General features: G+C 70.4%; 14 protein-coding genes. 6 read left to right on the forward strand and 8 right to left on the reverse strand.

Annotation, left to right across the window (positions count from 1 at the left end):
- The first annotated feature begins 146 nt into the window (after positions 1–146).
- Positions 147–1160 (forward strand): RNA polymerase sigma factor SigF, encoded by a 1014-nt coding sequence (locus ABTY56_RS10560; RefSeq protein WP_502893070.1) that lies wholly within the window; start codon positions 147–149, stop codon positions 1158–1160.
- A 60-nt stretch (positions 1161–1220) separates the two neighbouring features.
- On the opposite strand, the gene ABTY56_RS10565 is transcribed toward ABTY56_RS10560, so the two are convergent.
- Positions 1221–1649, reverse strand: a complete 429-nt coding sequence (locus ABTY56_RS10565; protein ID WP_350628143.1) for a hypothetical protein — start codon at positions 1647–1649, stop codon at positions 1221–1223.
- Positions 1650–1699: 50 nt separating this feature from the next.
- Between ABTY56_RS10565 and ABTY56_RS10570 the strand changes: the two genes are divergently transcribed.
- Together ABTY56_RS10570 and ABTY56_RS10575 are read left to right on the forward strand one after the other, a co-directional pair.
- The gene (locus ABTY56_RS10570) at positions 1700–2671 is read left to right on the forward strand and encodes a diacylglycerol/lipid kinase family protein (RefSeq protein ID WP_350628144.1); all 972 of its coding nucleotides are present in this window, start codon (positions 1700–1702) and stop codon (positions 2669–2671) included.
- A gap of 366 nt (positions 2672–3037) precedes the next feature.
- Positions 3038–3289: a WhiB family transcriptional regulator gene (locus ABTY56_RS10575; protein WP_014138019.1), complete on the forward strand. Its 252-nt coding sequence runs from the start codon at positions 3038–3040 to the stop codon at positions 3287–3289.
- A 575-nt stretch (positions 3290–3864) separates the two neighbouring features.
- On the opposite strand, the gene ABTY56_RS10580 is transcribed toward ABTY56_RS10575, so the two are convergent.
- From ABTY56_RS10580 to ABTY56_RS10610, 7 genes are all read right to left on the reverse strand, one after another.
- Entirely contained in the window at positions 3865–5385 is a 1521-nt protein-coding gene (locus ABTY56_RS10580) for a sensor histidine kinase (RefSeq protein WP_350628145.1), read from the reverse strand.
- A 458-nt stretch (positions 5386–5843) separates the two neighbouring features.
- Positions 5844–6929 (reverse strand): SIS domain-containing protein, encoded by a 1086-nt coding sequence (locus tag ABTY56_RS10585; protein WP_350628146.1) that lies wholly within the window; start codon positions 6927–6929, stop codon positions 5844–5846.
- 282 nt (positions 6930–7211) lie between these two features.
- Complete coding sequence (locus tag ABTY56_RS10590) at positions 7212–8486, reverse strand: extracellular solute-binding protein (RefSeq protein ID WP_502893078.1); 1275 nt, start codon at positions 8484–8486, stop codon at positions 7212–7214.
- A gap of 456 nt (positions 8487–8942) precedes the next feature.
- The gene (locus ABTY56_RS10595; RefSeq protein ID WP_350628149.1) at positions 8943–10496 is read right to left on the reverse strand and encodes a glycoside hydrolase family 3 protein; all 1554 of its coding nucleotides are present in this window, start codon (positions 10494–10496) and stop codon (positions 8943–8945) included.
- A gap of 6 nt (positions 10497–10502) precedes the next feature.
- The gene (locus ABTY56_RS10600; RefSeq protein ID WP_350628151.1) at positions 10503–11330 is read right to left on the reverse strand and encodes a carbohydrate ABC transporter permease; all 828 of its coding nucleotides are present in this window, start codon (positions 11328–11330) and stop codon (positions 10503–10505) included.
- A complete protein-coding gene (locus ABTY56_RS10605; protein ID WP_350628153.1) occupies positions 11327–12355 on the reverse strand; it encodes a carbohydrate ABC transporter permease in 1029 nt (342 codons plus the stop codon). Before ABTY56_RS10605 ends, ABTY56_RS10600 begins: the two co-directional genes overlap by 4 nt.
- An 89-nt stretch (positions 12356–12444) precedes the next feature.
- Complete coding sequence (locus ABTY56_RS10610) at positions 12445–13734, reverse strand: extracellular solute-binding protein (RefSeq protein ID WP_350628154.1); 1290 nt, start codon at positions 13732–13734, stop codon at positions 12445–12447.
- Between the two features lie 336 nt (positions 13735–14070).
- On the opposite strand from ABTY56_RS10610, the gene ABTY56_RS10615 reads away from it, so the two are divergent.
- The 3 genes from ABTY56_RS10615 to mctP all read left to right on the forward strand — a co-directional run bounded on the left by ABTY56_RS10615 (position 14071) and on the right by mctP (position 17185).
- A complete protein-coding gene (locus ABTY56_RS10615) occupies positions 14071–14862 on the forward strand; it encodes a GntR family transcriptional regulator (protein ID WP_350628156.1) in 792 nt (263 codons plus the stop codon).
- A gap of 449 nt (positions 14863–15311) precedes the next feature.
- The gene (locus tag ABTY56_RS10620) at positions 15312–15575 is read left to right on the forward strand and encodes a DUF3311 domain-containing protein (protein WP_350628158.1); all 264 of its coding nucleotides are present in this window, start codon (positions 15312–15314) and stop codon (positions 15573–15575) included.
- On the forward strand, positions 15572–17185 hold the full coding sequence (gene mctP / locus ABTY56_RS10625; protein ID WP_350628160.1) for a monocarboxylate uptake permease MctP: 1614 nt from the start codon (positions 15572–15574) through the stop codon (positions 17183–17185). The genes ABTY56_RS10620 and mctP overlap by 4 nt, the downstream gene beginning before the upstream one ends.
- Positions 17186–17235 lie beyond the last annotated feature (50 nt).

The raw sequence follows: 17235 nt of genomic DNA on the forward strand, positions 1-17235 counted from the left end.
GCACCGAGCAGCACCCGCGCAAGGGCCGTCCGCCGCACCCCCTCCCGGGGCCGGGCGGACGGCTCCCGGTACCGCCCCCGGGCGGTACGACCAACGAGACGATTCCGGGGCCGCCGGCCCCGGTGCTCCCGGAACGGAACGGGGGAATGGCCGTGAGTGATCTGGACCGTACCGGCCTCGCGACGGCGGGACCTGCCGTACCGACCCAGGCGAGCGTTCCCGGCCTCGCCGCCAACGACGAAGCGCACCCGAAGGACGCCCACCGGATGAGCCACCCGACCGAGCCGACGTCCGAGCCGACGCCCGACTCCGTCCCCCCGCCGGACCCGGCGGACCGGGCGGACGAGACGGCCGAGGCGGAGCTGCACGGCGCCGTGCCCGCCCAGGGCGCGCACCGCAGCGGCGCCCCGGACCGGGAGGCCGCCCGCGCCCTGTTCGTCCGCCTGTCGGCGCTGCCCGAGGGCTCGCCGGAGCGGGTCGAGCTGCGCAACCAGCTGGTGCGGATGCACATCCCGCTGGTCGAGCACCTGGCCCGGCGCTTCCGCAACCGGGGCGAGCCGCTGGACGACCTCACCCAGGTCGCCACCATCGGTCTGATCAAGTCGGTGGACCGCTTCGACCACGAGCGCGGGGTCGAGTTCTCCACCTACGCGACGCCGACCATCGTCGGGGAGATCAAGCGGCACTTCCGCGACAAGGGCTGGGCGGTGCGCGTCCCGCGCCGCCTGCAGGAGCTGCGGCTGTCGCTCACCACGGCGACCAGCGAGCTCTCCCAGCGGCACGGCCGCTCCCCCACGGTGCACGAGCTGGCCGAGCACCTGGGGATCTCCGAGGAGGACGTCCTGGAGGGCCTGGAGTCCGCCAACGCGTACTCCACGCTGTCCCTGGACGTGCCGGACAGCGACGACGAGTCGCCGGCCGTCGCGGACACCCTGGGCGCCACGGACGAGGCGCTGGAGGGCGTCGAGTACCGCGAGTCGCTCAAGCCGCTGCTGGCCCAACTGCCGCCCCGGGAGCAGAAGATCCTGGTGCTGCGGTTCTTCCGGAACATGACCCAGTCGCAGATCGCCGCCGAGGTGGGGATCTCCCAGATGCACGTGTCCCGGCTGCTCGCCCGGACGTTGGCCCAGCTGCGGGAGAAGCTGCTGGTGGAGGAGTAGGACTGACGGCCGCTCAGCTCGGGCTGCGCGGCCGTCCGGCCCTCCGGCGGCCCTGCGCGCTCAGTCCTCGGACGGGGCGTACAGGGCCGCCGTCGACTTCGGGTTCAGCAGGGAGCCGATGCCCACCAGCCCGAGCAGGCCGACCAGCACGCCGACGGCGATCATCGCGCCGCCGCTCTGGACCATGTAGTAGGCGACCGGCAGGCAGATCGAGTTGGTCAGCACCGCCGGGCTGCGGCCCCAGCGGCGCTCCTTCAGCAGCGCACGGGCGGCCAGCACCGGCAACACGCCGAGCAGCACGATGACCACGCCGCCGAACTCGTTCAGGGCGAGCTGCTTGGACTGGCCGGACAGCGCGGCCACCATGTCCCAGACGCCGACGACGGCCAGCGCGGCGCCCTCCAGGGCGGTGATGGCGGCGCCCAGGGTCAGGGACGCCGGACGGCCGGAGTCGGCCGCCGGTACGGGTGCGGAGGTTTCTGCGGTCACTCCAGCAGGGTAGCCGCCGGTTGGTCCGTACCGCCCCGTAGGCTTTCCCCATGCGCGCTCTCCTGGTCGTGAACCACAAGGCCACCACCACCAGTGGCCGGACCAGGGACGTCCTGATCCACGCCCTGCGCAGCGACCTCAAGCTGGACGTGGCCGAGACGCAGTACCGGGGCCACGCGCGCGACCTGGCCCGCGAGGCGACGGAGGACGGCACGGTCGACCTGGTGGTGGCACTGGGCGGCGACGGCACCGTCAACGAGGTGGTGAACGGGCTGCTGGCGCACGGCCCGGGCGAGAAGGTCCCGCGACTGGCCGTGGTGCCGGGCGGTTCGACCAATGTGTTCGCCCGCGCACTGGGCCTGCCCAACGACCCGGTGGAGGCCACCGGGGCCCTGCTGCACGCGCTGGAGCACAAGCAGGAGCGCCCGATCGGGCTGGGCAAGGCGATGACCGACGGACTGCCGGACCGCTGGTTCACCTTCACGGCCGGCCTCGGCTTCGACGCCGGCGTGGTCGGCCGGGTCGAGGAGCAGCGCAGGGCCGGGCGCAAGTCCACCCACGCCCTCTACGTCAAGCAGGCGGTCCGGCACTACTTCACCCAGCGTGAGCAGCGCCGATCCGGCCCGGTCTCCCTTGTGCTGCCGGGCCGCGAGGCCGTTCCGGGGCTGGTGCTGTCGATAGTCAGCAACACCTCGCCGTGGACGTTCCTCGGCAACCGTCCGGTCTACCCCTCACCGCTCGCCTCCTTCGACACGGATCTCGACGTCTTCGGCATCACCCGGATGACGGCGTTCGGTACGGCTCGAACGATCCGTCAGATCCTGCGGTCACACACGCCTTCGAGCGACGGCGCACCGCCGGTGGGCCCGTCCGGGAAGCACGTCGTCTCCTACCACGACGTCAGGCACTTCACCTTGGTTTCAGAGGAACCGACCCCGTTCCAGGTGGACGGCGACCATCTTGGAGACAGGAGTCGCGTCAGTTTCACAGGCGTTCGGCGGGCACTGCGTGTGATTGTGTGACCGGAAGTGGGGTTCGCCCTTCTTCTCGAACGCACAAGCCCCCTTCACTCCATAGAAGTACTGGCTGTGAGCTAGGCGACACCGAAGAATCAAAAATTCCTCCCCGAAGGGGGTTGTATCCGAGCCCGAGGTTTGCGAACCTCTACATGGCGATCGGGACACATCGCAGCGACGGCGACTCCGGAACCACGGAGCACCGACCGCGGGGTGTCCCTCGAATCGCCGAATCCCCCCTAGCACAGACCACCCGGGCCCGGTAGGCCTTTGGTCTCTTTTGCTGTTGCGGGATTCGTGAAAGCGTTCACATTCACAAGCCATCGATTGTGCCGTCGGGCCACCCCCGTCGGCAGGAGGAGTTGGACGACCATGGACTGGCGCCACCGCGCTGTCTGCCGCGAAGAGGACCCGGAGCTGTTCTTCCCGATCGGGAACACCGGTCCTGCTCTGCTGCAGATCGAGGAAGCCAAGGCCGTGTGCCGCCGCTGTCCGGTGATGGAGCAGTGCCTCCAGTGGGCCCTCGAAACCGGCCAGGACGCCGGCGTCTGGGGCGGCATGAGCGAGGACGAGCGTCGTGCGATGAAGCGCCGCGCCGCCCGCAACCGCGCCCGCACCGCCTGATCGCGCCGATCACACGGCGTAGCACCAGCAGTGACCGCAGTACCGATCAACACATGATCAAAGGCTTCCCTGCACCTCCTGGTGAAGCCTTCCGCACAAAGGACCTTGCCCGGCTTGGTCCTGCGACACCGGACCCGTCCAGCCACTTGATACTGTTCACTTAGAGCAATATCGTGGAGCTGTGGCGCTCACCGTGTGCAACGCACCGGCGAGGTGTCGCTCTACCCAGAGCCCCCGTTCCGGCCGACTCCCCCCGACGGCCGGAACGGGTTGAGAGGCCCTGTCGACCCACCCCCCCCGGTCGACAGGGCCTCGTTTCTGTTTCCGCGCCCGTTTCTGGTTCCGCGGCCGTTCGCGCGCCCGCGCCCCGCCTTCCCGTCCGGCCGGAGCGGCGTGGGGCGGCCGGAGTGAGCAACCGGCGCTTCCGCCGAACACGCGCCCCCGCCGCGCGCCCTCGTGCAACGGATTCTCAGCAGAATCTCAGCGAAGCCGGGCCCGGCGAAACCGGGACCCCGCGAAGCGGAGTTCCGACGGCCCGGAGTCCCGACCGCCCCGAGTCCCGACCGCCCCGAGTCTCAGCGGACCGGGATCTCCAGGATCACCTTCGTACCGCCGTTCGGGCCGGCCACCATGTCGAAGGTGCCGCCCAGTTCGCCGGTGGCCAGCGTCCGGACGATCTGGAGGCCGAGGTTCCCCGCCGTCTTCGGGTCGAACCCCTCCGGCATGCCGCGGCCGTCGTCCTGCACGGTGATCAGCAGGTACTCCTCCGGTCGGGCGCCGCCGTTCCAGCTGTCCGACCAGCCCATCCCGGTCGCCGGGGCCCGACCGCGCAGCGCGCTGACCTCCAGGTTGCCGGAGGCCGTCGGGCCGAAGGCGTGCTCCAGGGCGTTCTGCAGCAGCTCGGTCAGCACCATCGACAGCGGGGTGGCCACCTCGGCGGACAGGATGCCGAAGCTGCCGGTGCGGCGGGTCGCCACCCGACCGTCCTGGGACAGCTCCATCACCATCGCCAGCACCCGGTCGGCGATCTCGTCGAAGGCCACCTGCTCGTCCAGGGCCTGGGAGAGCGTCTCGTGCACGATCGCGATCGAGCCGACCCGGCGCACCGCCTCGTCCAGCGCGGCCCGCCCGGACTCCGAGTCCATCCGGCGGGACTGCAGCCGCAGCAGGGCCGCGACGGTCTGCAGGTTGTTCTTCACCCGGTGGTGGATCTCCCGGATGGTGGCGTCCTTGGTCATCAGCTCGCGGTCGCGGCGGCGCAGCTCGGTGACGTCGCGGCAGAGCACCAGTGATCCGGTCAGGGTGCCCTTGGGCTTGAGCGGGATCGCCCGCACGGTCACCACTCCCCCTTGCGCCTCCACCTCGGTCTGCCGGGGCGCCCAGCCGCTGGCCACCTTCACCAGTGCCTCGTGGACGGCGCCGCGGGACGGCGGGGCGAGGTCGGCGGTGGTGCGGCCGAGGTGGCTGCCGACCAGGTCGGTGGTGAGGCCGAGCCGGTGGTAGGCGGACAGCGCGTTGGGGCTGGCGTAGGTGACGATGCCGTCCGCGTCCAGGCGGATCAGGCCGTCGCCGACCCGGGGGGCGGCGTCCATGTCGACCTGCTCGACGCCGGGGAAGGGGAAGCTGCCGGCGGCGATCATCTGGGCCAGGTCGGAGGCGCTCTGCAGGTAGGTGAGCTCCAGCCGGCTGGGGGTGCGGACGGTCAGCAGGTTGGTGTTGCGGGCGATCACCCCGAGCACCTTGCCCTCGCGCCGGACCGGGATCGACTCGACCCGGACGGGGACCTCCTCGCGCCACTCCGGGTCGCCCTCGCGCACGATCCGACCCTCGTCGAAGGCGGCGTCCAGCAGCGGGCGCCGACCGCGCGGGACGAGGTGGCCGACCATGTCGTCCTGGTAGGAGGTCGGTCCGGTGTTGGGCCGCATCTGCGCCACCGAGACGTAGCGGATGCCGTCCCAGGTGGGGATCCACAGCACCAGGTCGGCGAAGGAGAGGTCGGAGAGCAGCTGCCACTCCGAGACCAGCATGTGGAGCCATTCCACGTCGGCCCCGGTGAGGGTGGTGTGGCGGCGGACGAGTTCGTTCAGCGAGGGCACATGGCGAGGGTAGCGCCGCCGGTCCGGACGGGGCGCGGCGGACCGGACGGGGCGCGGCGGACCGGCGGGCGGACGGCGCGTGACGGCCTCCCGACGGCCGGGAGTTGTTTAGACCAATTTGCCGAGAGGCCTGGACAACCCAGATTGGTCTAGTCCACAATGGAAGCGCACCAAGGAGCGGACCCCGCGCAACTGCCCTGACCGCGCGCGGCCCCTCCTCGGTCGGACGCCGTCGACCGAGGACCCCGCACAGTCCTCGATCGTCCCCGCGCCCGACGACAGCTCCGGGCTGCGGTGCCGCATGGGTTGAGGGTCCCGTGTCGGCGCCGTGGCCCGTAGTGCTTTCCGGCCGCCGCGCGGCCCCGGACCACGTTTCCGCCGCTCAGCGAACCGGCCCCCGTCCACAGGCTGTGGACGGGGGCCGGTTCGCGTGCGGGCCGCGTTCGCGTGCGGGCCGGCTACCGCGTCTCGGTGACCTTGGCCAGGGCGCGCGGCGCGTCCGGGTCCTGGCCGCGGGCGATGGTGACCTCGTACGCCAGCTGCTGCAGCGGCAGGATCTCCAGGATCGGCTGCACCTCCTCGGGCACTCCGGCCGGCAGCGCGAAGCCCGCCGAGGCGGCGTCCACCTGGGCCTGCTGGCCGATCACCACCAGGTCCGCGCCACGGCCGCGCAGGCGGTCCAGGACGGGCTGCAGGGCTTCGCCGCCCTTGCCGTCCGGGACGATCGCGATGACCGGCGAGACGTTGTCCACCATGGCCAGCGGGCCGTGCAGCAGGTCCGCGCCGGAGAACGGGCTGGCCGGGATGTAGGTGGTCTCCATCAGCTTCAGCGCCGCCTCGCGGGCGGTCGGGTAGCCGTAGCCGCGCGAGGTGATGACCAGGCGCTGGGCGAAGCGGTAGCGCTCGGCCAGCGCCCTCACCTCGGCGTGCCGGGCCAGCACGCCTGCGGCCAGGGCCGGCAGCCCCTGGGCGGCCGAGCCCTCCCCGGGCTCCCGCCGGGAGTACCCCCAGGCCTCCGCGAGGCCCTCGACCAGGAGGTAGAGCGCCAGCAGCTCGGCGGTGTAGGTCTTGGTGGCGGGCAGCGCCTTCTCCGGACCGGCCAGCACGTCGATGTGGAACTCGGAGACCTCGGCCAGCGGCGAGGAGGCGTTGTTGGTGACCGCGAGGGTGATCGCGCCGGCCTCGCGGGCGGCCTTGGTGGAGGCCACCAGGTCCGGCGAGCCGCCGGACTGGCTGACGGTGATCACCAGGACGTCGGTGAGGTCCGGCTTGGCGCCGTACGCGGTCGTGGTGGACATCGAGGTCAGGCCGGCCGGCTTGCCGAGCAGGATCTCGACCAGGTACTTGGCGTACAGCGCGGCGTTGTCGGACGTGCCGCGCGCGGTGAGCAGGACGAAGCGCGGGTTGCGGGTGGCGATCTCGGCCGCGATCTCGCGGATCTTCGGGGCACCCTCGTCGAGGATGCGCTGGAGGACGGCCGGCTGCTCGGCCATCTCCGCCGCCATGATCCGGCCGGGGACGGAAGCGGTGTGCGGGTCGGACATCTGGGTCTGCCTCCGATGAGACGGTTCGACCCCGCCCGGGCGGCTGCCCGACGGGGACCTCTACGGCGGCGAGTCCGCACACTCGCTGCGGTTCTTCGTGCCCGGCAATCCTATGGGCGCGCCCGCCCCGGAGCACCTTCGAACTGCCCTGTCGCGCGCCCGTCGTCCGCCCCTCCGTCTGACCCGCTGTCCGTCTGACCTGCCGTCCGCCTGACCCGCCGCCCGCCTGACCCGCCGTCCGCCGCTCCCGGGGGGCGGGAGGGCGGACGGCTGCGGCGCGGGTCAGGACGCCTTGTTGATCAGCTGGTCGATCGCGGCGTCGGCCTCCTTGGTGGCCTGGTCCACCGACTTGCCCTTGAGGATCGCGCTCAGCATGTCCGGGATGATCTTCTGCTTCTCGATCGCACCCCAGCCGGGTGCCAGCGGGGTGAACCAGGCGTCCGGGACGGCGTTGGCCGCGGCGGCGGTGGACGGCTTGTTCTTCAGCGGGTTCAGCTGGGTGAGGTTGTTCGGCAGGATGTCCTTGTCGGCCAGCGCCTGCTCGGACCTGGTGCTGGTGAACATCCGGATCCACTCGGCCGCCAGCGCCACCGACGGGGACTTGGCCGTGACGGCGAGGTCGGAGCCGCCGATGAAGGTCGGCAGCGGCTTGCCGCCCGGGCCGGGCATGGTGGCGACCTTGACGGCGTCCTTGAGGCTCGCGTCGCCGGTGACCGGCGTGGTGACACTGGCCGCCTCGTAGCCGTTGCCGTAGAAGGAAGCGGCGTGCCCGCGGGCCATCGACTCGTACTGGTTCTGCTCGTTCACCGCCAGGTCGCCCTTGTTGTACTTGCGCACCAGGTCGACGAAGTGGCCGATGCCCTCCTGGGACTTGGGGTCGTGCAGGGTGCCGTGCCAGTTCCCGGCGCTGTCGAACTTGGCGATACTGCCGCCGGACGCGGCCACGTAGCTCATCGCCGCGTACCAGTACGGGCCGGGCAGGTAGAGCGGGGAGAAGGTCCGGTCGGCCTTGTTCCGGTCCGCGATCTTGTCGAGGGCGGCCAGCAGCTCGGGCTCGGTCTTCGGGAACTCGGCGCTGCCGGTGGCCTGTTGGAAGGCCGCGGAGTTGTAGATGGCGACCCGCGAGCCGGCGTAGTACGGCACGCACCAGAGCTTGTCCTGGTAGGTGCAGGTATTGGCGAGCGCCTTGATCCAGCTGTCGGAGTTGTCGAAGGTGGTCCGGTCCACCGGAGCCAGCGCACCGGACAGCACGTACTTCATGGTCTCGGTGTTGCCCAGCTCGACGACGTCGGGGGCGGAGCCCTCCGCGATCGCCTTGTCCAGCTTGGCGACCTTGTCCGCCCAGCCCTGGTACGCGAGCTTGAGGGTGACGTTCGGGTGCTTCGCCGCGAACTCGTCGTTGACCCGCTGGACCAGGTCGGGCCAGTTCTTCTGGGCGTCGTCCATCAGCCAGACGGTGACGGTGCCGGCGGCGGCCTTCGAGTCGGCGGAGCCCTCGCCGTCGCCGGACGGTGATCCCGACGAGGAGCAGGCCGTCAGGCCCGCCGCCAGTGCCATGGTCCCGAGCGCCGAAATGAGCTGACGCTTCTTCACGCCGTCCTCCGAGGGTATTGAGAGCCGTGATGCCCGCCGGCAGCGTGATTGGCGCCCGCAGCGGAGAGTCCGGACAGGGGGCGGCGAAGTGCTTCGGGGTGGGCCGATACCACATCCGGCGAGGTTGAAATTCGAACCGGATGACTGGACTCTGGCCTAGACCAATGGCGGTGTCAACGGCCAACAGGCCTTGTAGCCACGGCCGTTGCAGAGCCGTTGTACCCCGTGGCGATCAGTCGCCGCCCCGTCACCGTAAGTGCGACTTAAGCTGGATTTAAGGCTGGCTTGAGGGAGCACGGTCACTCGGCGAACGGGCAGGTCGACACCGGGAAAACGGAACGGGCCCGCCATGCGACATGCGCATGACGGGCCCGTGGGCCGACGTCCACCGGACCCGGCCGGTGACGTCCCCCGGTCGGTTCAGCCGACCGCTCCCGGCTGCCCGGTGAGCACCTCCACGGCCGCCAGCCCGCAGACCCGGGCGGCGCCGTGGGTGGCGATGTAGAGCGCGCCGACCGGCTCGGACTGGGGCAGCCCCATCTCGACCACGGCAGCGTCCGGGCGGGCCGCCACCAGACGGCCCAGCACGGCGGACATCCACGGGTAGCGGTGCGCGTCCCGGACCACCAGCACCAGGCGGCGGCCCTCGGCGTCGGCCACCAGCTCGTCGACCAGGGCGTCCAGCAGCTCCGGGGTCGCCTCGACGGCCGAGACCGCGCGGGTGCGGGTACCGGGAAAACGGTCGGCGAGCATGCCGGCCACGCCCCACGGGGTGACGTCGCCGACCGCGATGTTCGGCTCGTCCGAGAACGAGGCCACGTACGGGCGCTCGCTCACCGGGGACGCCACCAGGCCCGGCGCCCGGACCACCTTCAGCGCCCGGCGCGCGGCCCGCAGACCGACCGCCAGGTCCGGCTCCGGCCGCTCGCCCTGGGCCGAGATCCGGCCCCAGCTGCCCAGCGCCCGGACCCGCGCGGCGGCGTCCGCCAGCCGCTCCTCGCCGAGCCGGCCGGCCCGCACGCCCGCCACGATGGCGTCGCGGAGCATCAGCACGGTCTCCTCGTCGGCCAGCCCGCCGCCGACGCAGATCGCGTCCGCGCCGGCCGCCAGGGCCAGCACGGTGCCCGCGCCCATCCCGAAGGTGTCGGCGATGGCGCCCATCTCGATCGCGTCGCTGACGATCAGGCCCTGGTAGCCGAGGCCGCCGTCGGCCGGGGCGGCGCGCAGCAGGTCGCGCAGCACGGTCGGGCTGAGGGTGGCCGGCAGCTTCGGGTCCAGCGCCGGGATCATGATGTGGGCGGTCATCACGGCCTTGGTGCCGGCCGCGATCGCTGCCTGGAACGGGATCAGGTCGCGGGCCCGGAGCACGTCCAGGTCGACGTCGATGACCGGCAGGCCGTGGTGCGAGTCGACCGCGGTGTCGCCGTGTCCGGGGAAGTGCTTGGAGCAGGCGGCCACGCCGGCCGACTGCAGTCCCTCGACCCAGGCGGCGGTGTGCCGGGCGCACAGCTCGGGGTCGGCGCCGAAGGAGCGGACCCCGATGACCGGGTTGCGCGGGTTGGAGTTGACGTCCGCGGTGGGCGCCCAGTTGTAGTTGACGCCGGCCGCGGCCAGCGCCCGGCCGAGCTCGCGGGCGACGTCCCTGGTCAGCGCCGGGTCGTCGATCGCGCCGAGCGCGAGATTCCCGGGCCAGGACGAGCCGGAGCCCGCCTCCAGCCGGGTGACGTCGCCGCTCTCCTCGTCGATGGCGATCAGGAGGTCGGGGTTCTCGGCGCGCAGCGCCCGGGTGAGCGCGGACAGCTGGTCGAGGTCGGCCACGTTGCGGTCGAACAGCGCGACCGAGCCGAGCCCGGCGGCGAGGTGGCGCAGCAGCCACTGCGGGGGCTCGGTGCCGACGAAGCCGGGCTGCAGGACGGTCAGGGCGTCGCGGTGCAGCTGGTCGCTGTCCGGCACGGTGGGGACGAGGATGCTCACGGTGACTCAGCCCTTCACGGCGCCGTCGGTCAGACCGCCGACCGCCTTGCGCTGCAGGAAGATGAACAGGATCAGCACGGGGATGGCGAACATCGTGGACGCCGCCATGGTGGCGCCCCAGTCGTTGCCGAAGGCGGTCTTGAAGGAGGACAGCCACAGCGGGAGGGTCTTGCCCTCCTCCTTGTTCAGGATCAGGACGAGCGGGAACTCGTTCCACGCCGTGATGAAGCCGAACAGCGAGGTCGACATCAGCCCGGGGGCCAGCAGCGGGAAGATCACCTTCACGAAGGCCTGGGTGCGGGTGCAGCCGTCCACCATGGCCGACTCCTCCAGCTCCTTCGGCACGGCGGCGATGAAGCCGCGCAGCGTCCAGATGGTGAAGGGCAGGACCATCATCATGTAGAAGAACGTCAGCGGCACCAGGCTGTTCAGCATGCCGTTGTCGCGGGAGATCATGTACACCGCGATGGTCATGACCTCCCAGGGCGCCATCTGCGCGATCATGACGACCAGCACGAAGGCCTTGCGGCCGCGGAACTTCATCCGGGCGATGGCGAAGGACGCCAGGGTCGCGATCACCAGCGAGAGCAGCACCGCGCCGACGGTGGCGGTGACGCTGTTGGCGACGTACGTCCAGAAGTTGGGCGCGTCGACCGCGGTGGTGAAGTGGTCGAGCGTGCCGTCGAGCGGGAGGAAGACCGGCGTCTTGCTGATGATGTCGCGGTCCTGCTTGAAGGAGGTCGCGACCATCCAGTAGACGGGGAAGATGAAGAAGACGAAGAGGACGACCGCGATCACGTTCGGCCAGGTACGTCCGAAGAGAGAGCGCCTCACAGCTCGTCCTCCTGCTTGATCATGATGCGGAAGTAGTACGCCATCAGCGCGCCCAGCATCAGGATGGTGAGCACCGCGATCGCGGAGCCGATGCCGTAGTGCTGGCCGGACGAGCCCTCCAGGAACGCGTGCACGGGCAGGGTCCTGGTCAGGTTCTCGGGGCCGCCGCCGTTGATCGCGTAGACCTGGGTGAAGGACTTGAACACCCAGATGACTTCGAGGAAGGTCGTGGCGAGGAAGAAGGGCTTCAGGTTGGGGAAGATCACCAGGCTGAAGATCTTGCCGGAGCCGGCGCCGTCCATCCGTGCGGCCTCGTAGAGCTCCTTGGGGATGGTGGTCAGAGCGGCGTACATGTTGAACGCCACGAAGGGGATCGACTGCCAGACGATCAGCAGGATGACCACGAAGAAGGTCGAGTACTGCGAGCTGAGCCAGTTGTAGTCGGCCATGGAGTGCCAACCGAGCTGGTCCAGGAACCAGTTGACGACGCCCCACTGCTGATCGAACAGCCAGGTGTAGACGGTGGTCGCGGCGACCACCGGCATCGCCCAGGCCATCAGCAGCGAGATCGACAGCGCCAGCCGCATCCGCTTGCCGAGGTGGTTGAGCAGCAGGCCGACCAGCGTGCCGCCGACCATGATCAGCACCACGTTGACCAGGGTGAAGACGACGGTGCGCCCGGTGACCGACCAGAAGTCCGGGTCGGTCAGCTGCTCCTTGTAGTTGTCGAAGCCGGTCCACTCCGTGAGGTGCATGACCAGCTGGCGCCTGTTGAGGTTCTGGAACGACAGCAGGACGGTCTTGACCAGCGGCCAGCCCAACAGGGCGATGGTCGCCACGGTGGCCGGCAGCAGCAGCAGGTACGGCGCGAAGCGGGAGCCCAGTCCGGGGGCGCCCGCCGATCTGGTGCGCTTCGGCTCGGCGCCCCCGGCACCGCCGCCCGCCGTACTCGTCCCGGTTCCGGCCGGCACGGCCTCCCCCGCGTCCGGGGACGGTGCCTGCACCCGCTCTGAATGCACAGCCATCGTTCTCACTTCCTCACAACCCGACCACGACGGACGGGCGCCGCCCACCGGCTCCCCGCCGGGAGCCGGTGAGCGACGCCGCTCGATGCCTACTGCTTCTGGTTGAGCCGCTTCGCGATCTCGTCGTCGTACTTCTTGGCCGTGGCGGCGTAGTCGCCACCCTGCAGGGCGGCGGTCAGGAAGTCCTTGATCGGGTTCGGCTTGTCCTCGACGCCGGCCCAGTTCGGGGTGTTCGGGGTGATGCCGCCGACCGCCGCGGCCGTCTGGGCGGCCTTCGCGAAGTCACCGGTGATCTGGCCGTTCAGCGCGGCCTTGTTCGGGATGTTGCCCGCGGCGGCGACCAGGCCCTCGTTCTTGTCGTTGAGGGCGACCTTCAGGAAGTCCTTCGCCATGTCGGTGTTCTTGCTCTGCGAGGCGACCGCGAGGTTCGAGCCGCCGAGGAAGACACCGGAGGGCTTGTCGGCGGTCTTGCCCGGGAGCGGGAAGAAGCCGATCTTCTCCTTGGCCATCTCCTCCGGCTTGGGCAGCTCCCAGCCGAGGGCGATCATGGCGCCGACGTTGCCCTTGGCGAAGACGTCCTTCTGCTGCGGGGTGGCCTCGTCCTTGTCCTTCGGACCGGTGGCCGAGTAGCTCTGCAGCTTCTTGTAGGTCTCGAAGGCCTTCTGCGCCTCGGGCGAGGACAGGCCGCCGGCCCACTTGTCGCCGTCCTTCTTGGCGATCTTGCCGCCCTCACCGGTCAGCAGGCCGAAGTAGGTGTACCACTCCTGGCCCGGCAGGTAGATCGGGTCGGCGACGCCCTCGGTGCCCTTGAGCTTGTCGAGGTCGGTGTAGAACTCGTCCAGGGTCTTCGGGGTGTCGGTCAGGCCGGCCTTGGCCCACAGGTCCTTGTTGTAGGCGACGACGCGGTTGGAGACCCACCACGGGGCGGCGTACTGCTTGCCGTCCAGGACCGCGGCCTCGTTCTGGTTGGCGGCCCAACCGTCGCCCCCCAGGGCGGACTTGTCCTTGGTGATGTCCAGCAGGCCGCCCGAGGCCGCGTAACCGGCGGTCTGGGTGTTGCCGATCTCCAGGACGTCGACCGAGCCCTCGGACAGCGCGGCGGTGACCTTCGGGCCGATGCCGTCCCACTCCTGGATCTGGAAGTCGACCTTGGAGCCCGGGTAGGTGGTCTCGAAGTCCGCCTTGACCGCGTCCGTCCAGCCCTTCGGGGCCGAGCCGGTCATCAGCCACACCTTCAGCGTCTTGCCCTTGTACTTGTCGGCCGCCGAGGAGGACGACGACTTCGAGTCACCGTCGCTCTTCTTGCCGTCCGAGCCACAAGCCGCCAGGCCGACGACCATTGCTGCGACGCCGACCGCCGCGATGAGCTGACGCTTCACGCCATCCTCCTGAGGGATGCCTGGGTTACCCCCGTCGGGCGGCAGCGGCAGACCCACACAAAGCGGGGGAATCAGTGCCGCGGGCCCTTCGAACGGGTGGGGGGATTCGTAGTGACCGGCCTAGTGGTGTAGACCAGATGCCTGGAGCTTGGCCTAGACCAATGGGCCTGTCAACGGCTGTTCGACCGAACTCGACCACCCGTTATCAAGCCGACACCGCACATCGTTCATCGCGTGATGAGGTATTCGTTCCGTAGCCATACATGCAACGATGTGAGCCGTTAACGATGTGGTGGGGTCTGTGAAGGCCCTGCGAGAAGCGGGAGAACAGGTCCGATGAGCAGCGACGGGGGAACCACCGCCCAGGCCGAAGACCCCGAGGTGAAGAACCTCCCGACCCAGGCCGGCACCGACCCGACCGCGCGCGTCCCCAAGTACTACGGCCTCAAGCGCCACCTGCTGCAGCTCACCGAGACCCAGCCGGCCGGCACCCCGGTACCGCCGGAGCGCGCCCTGGCCGCCCAGTTCGACACCTCGCGCACCACCGTCCGCCAGGCCCTCCAGGAACTGGTCGTCGAGGGCCGGCTGGAGCGCATCCAGGGCAAGGGCACCTTCGTCGCCAAGCCCAAGGTCGCCCAGGCGCTGCAGCTCACCTCCTACACCGAGGACATGCGGGCCCAGGGCCTGGAACCCACCTCCCGGCTGATCGAGATCGGCTACATCACCGCCGACGACCACCTCGCCCCGCTGCTGGACATCAAGCCCGGCGGGCGCGTGCTGCGGATCGAGCGGCTGCGCCTGGCCAACGGCGACCCGATGGCCATCGAGGTCGCGCACCTGTCCGCCAAGCGCTTCCCCGCCCTGCGGCGCAACCTGGCCAAGCACAACTCGCTGTACGCGGCGCTGCGCGAGGTGTACGGGGTCACCGTGGCCGAGGCCGAGGAGACCATCGAGACCACCCTGGCCAACCCGCGCGAGGCCGGGCTGCTCGGCTCCGACCTCGGCCTGCCGATGCTGCAGCTGTCCCGGCACTCCTTCGACGCCGAGGGCAACCCGGTCGAGTGGGTCCGCTCCATCTACCGGGGCGACCGCTACAAGTTCATCACCCGTCTGAAGCGCCCCGAGTAGGCGCTCGGGAGCAGGCTCCCGGCGCGGGCAGCCGGAGGAGCAGGCGCTCGGAGTGGGCACCCGGCGCGGGCAGTCGGAGCAGACGCCCGGAGTGGGTGCCACCCTCGGATGAAGCGTCCGGCGCGGACGCACTCCCCCACCGCGCCACGGGCACCGGCGCGCGCGACCTGCGCGCCGGTGCCCTCCGCTTTCCGTGACGGTCTTTTTTGCGTCCCGCGACGGCGGGGATCGGTCGGTCACGTCCGACTGGTGGGAAGTTCCGCCGTTCCCGGTGACATGGATCACGCCATGCTCTAGATTGCGCAGCCGTACTGACTGCCGATCACCGATGGTGCTGCCCGGCGGGCTCGCGGGGGCGTGCGGTGCTCCCGGGGCTGCGGCGCCGACGGGGAGAACCCTCCGGAGCGGAGCCGAAGATGCCGTCTGATCCCGATACCTTCGAAGATGTCATGCCCGAGCCAGTCGGGGCGCCCGTCCCGGCGGTGACCCCCGAGCGGGTGCTGGCCGGTCTCGCCCTGCTCGTGCCGATCGTCGCGATGCTCTGGGTGTCCTCGTACGACAAGCAGGACCCGGCGGTGGCCGGGGTGCCGTTCTTCTACTGGTACCAGCTGCTCTGGGTGCCGGTGTCGGCCGTCTTCACCGTCGCCGCCTACCTGCTGATCAACCGGGACGAGAAGGCCCGCAAGGCGGCCCGGAAGGGCGGTGCCCGATGAAGGACGTCAACATGCCGGCCCTCGTGGTCTTCGTGCTGTTCTTCGCCCTGGTCACCGTGATGGGCTTCCTCGCCTCGCGCTGGCGCCGTGCGGACGACGCCGCGCACCTGGACGAGTGGGGCCTGGGCGGTCGCAGCTTCGGGACGTGGGTGACCTGGTTCCTGCTCGGCGGCGACCTCTACACCGCGTACACCTTCGTCGCCGTCCCGGCCGCCGTGTACGCGACCGGCGCGGCCGGCTTCTTCGCCGTGCCGTACACGATCGTCGCCTACCCGCTGGTCTTCCTCTTCCTGCCCCGGCTCTGGTCGGTCTCCCGGGTGCACGGCTACGTGACCCCGGCCGACTTCGTGCGCGGCCGGTACGGCTCGCGGCCGCTGTCCCTGGTGGTCGCGCTGACCGGGATCCTGGCCACCATGCCGTACATCGCCCTGCAGCTCGTCGGCATCCAGGCGGTGCTGGACGTGCTGGGCGTCGGCGGCGGGGAGAACGCCAACTGGTTCGTCAAGGACCTGCCGCTGTTCATCGCCTTCGGCGTGCTGGCCGCCTACACCTACTCCTCCGGCCTGCGCGCCCCGGCGCTGATCGCCTTCGTCAAGGACGCCCTGATCTACATCGTGATCATCGTCGCGGTGATCTACATCCCGATCCGCCTCGGCGGCTACGGGCACATCTTCGACGCGGCCGCGCACAAGTTCAGCGCGCCGGGCGCCAAGGGCTCGATGACCGTCCCGCACGACAAGCAGTGGACGTACGCGACACTGGCCCTCGGCTCGGCGATGGCGCTGTTCATGTACCCGCACTCGGTGACCGGTGTGCTGGCCTCCAAGTCCCGCAACACCGTGCGCCGCAACATGGCGATCATGCCCGCGTACTCGCTGATGCTGGGCCTGCTGGCGCTGCTCGGCTTCATGGCGATCGCGGCGGGCGTCGGCAAGGGCGACAAGGGCTACAACGCCCAGCTCTCGGTGCCGCAGCTGTTCGCGAACATGTTCCCGGACTGGTTCACCGGCGTCGCCTTCGCCGCGATCGGGATCGGCGCGCTGGTGCCGGCCGCCATCATGTCGATCGCGGCGGCCAACCTGTTCACCCGCAACGTCTACAAGGACTGGCTGAAGCCCGCCGCCACCCCCGCCGACGAGACCCGGGTCGCCAAGGCGGTCTCACTGCTGGTGAAGGTCGGCGCGCTGGTCTTCGTGCTCGGCATGGACAAGCAGGCCGCGATCAACCTCCAGCTGCTGGGCGGCCTGTGGATCCTGCAGACCTTCGTCGCCATCGTCGGCGGCCTGTTCACCCGCTGGTTCCACCACTGGGCGCTGTTCGCGGGCTGGGCGGCCGGCATGGTCTACGGCACCTGGAAGGCGTACGGCCTCGCCAGCCCGGCCACCAAGCACTTCGGCGGCAACGCCGCCGAGATCCCCGGCATCGGCGAGTTCGGCTACATCGGCCTGACGGCCTTCGCGCTGAACCTCGTCGTCGCGGTGGCGCTCACCCTGGTGCTGCGGGCCGTCAAGGCACCCGAGGGCCCGGACGAGACCAGGCCGTCCGACTACAGCGCCGACGCCGGCGACGACGAGCTGAAGAACGCGCCGGAGCCCGTAGCGGCGCACTGATTCGCGACGTACGCGCCCTGTGATCGCGCCGCCTTCTCCGTGAACACTGG

This window comes from Kitasatospora sp. NPDC097691 (assembly GCF_040302665.1).
Classification (GTDB): Bacteria; Actinomycetota; Actinomycetes; order Streptomycetales; family Streptomycetaceae; genus Kitasatospora.

Excerpts from the sequence above, each read along its gene's own strand:
- ABTY56_RS10615 (WP_350628156.1), top strand. The coding sequence starts at position 14,071 with ATGAGCAGCGACGGGGGAACCACCGCCCAGGCCGAAGACCCCGAGGTG.
- ABTY56_RS10560 (WP_502893070.1), top strand. The coding sequence starts at position 147 with ATGGCCGTGAGTGATCTGGACCGTACCGGCCTCGCGACGGCGGGACCT.
- ABTY56_RS10605 (WP_350628153.1), bottom strand. The coding sequence starts at position 12,355 with ATGGCTGTGCATTCAGAGCGGGTGCAGGCACCGTCCCCGGACGCGGGG.
- ABTY56_RS10585 (WP_350628146.1), bottom strand. The coding sequence starts at position 6,929 with ATGTCCGACCCGCACACCGCTTCCGTCCCCGGCCGGATCATGGCGGCG.
- ABTY56_RS10590 (WP_502893078.1), bottom strand. The coding sequence starts at position 8,486 with ATGGCACTGGCGGCGGGCCTGACGGCCTGCTCCTCGTCGGGATCACCG.
- ABTY56_RS10575 (WP_014138019.1), top strand. The coding sequence starts at position 3,038 with ATGGACTGGCGCCACCGCGCTGTCTGCCGCGAAGAGGACCCGGAGCTG.
- mctP (WP_350628160.1), top strand. The coding sequence starts at position 15,572 with ATGAAGGACGTCAACATGCCGGCCCTCGTGGTCTTCGTGCTGTTCTTC.
- ABTY56_RS10620 (WP_350628158.1), top strand. The coding sequence starts at position 15,312 with ATGCCCGAGCCAGTCGGGGCGCCCGTCCCGGCGGTGACCCCCGAGCGG.
- ABTY56_RS10570 (WP_350628144.1), top strand. The coding sequence starts at position 1,700 with ATGCGCGCTCTCCTGGTCGTGAACCACAAGGCCACCACCACCAGTGGC.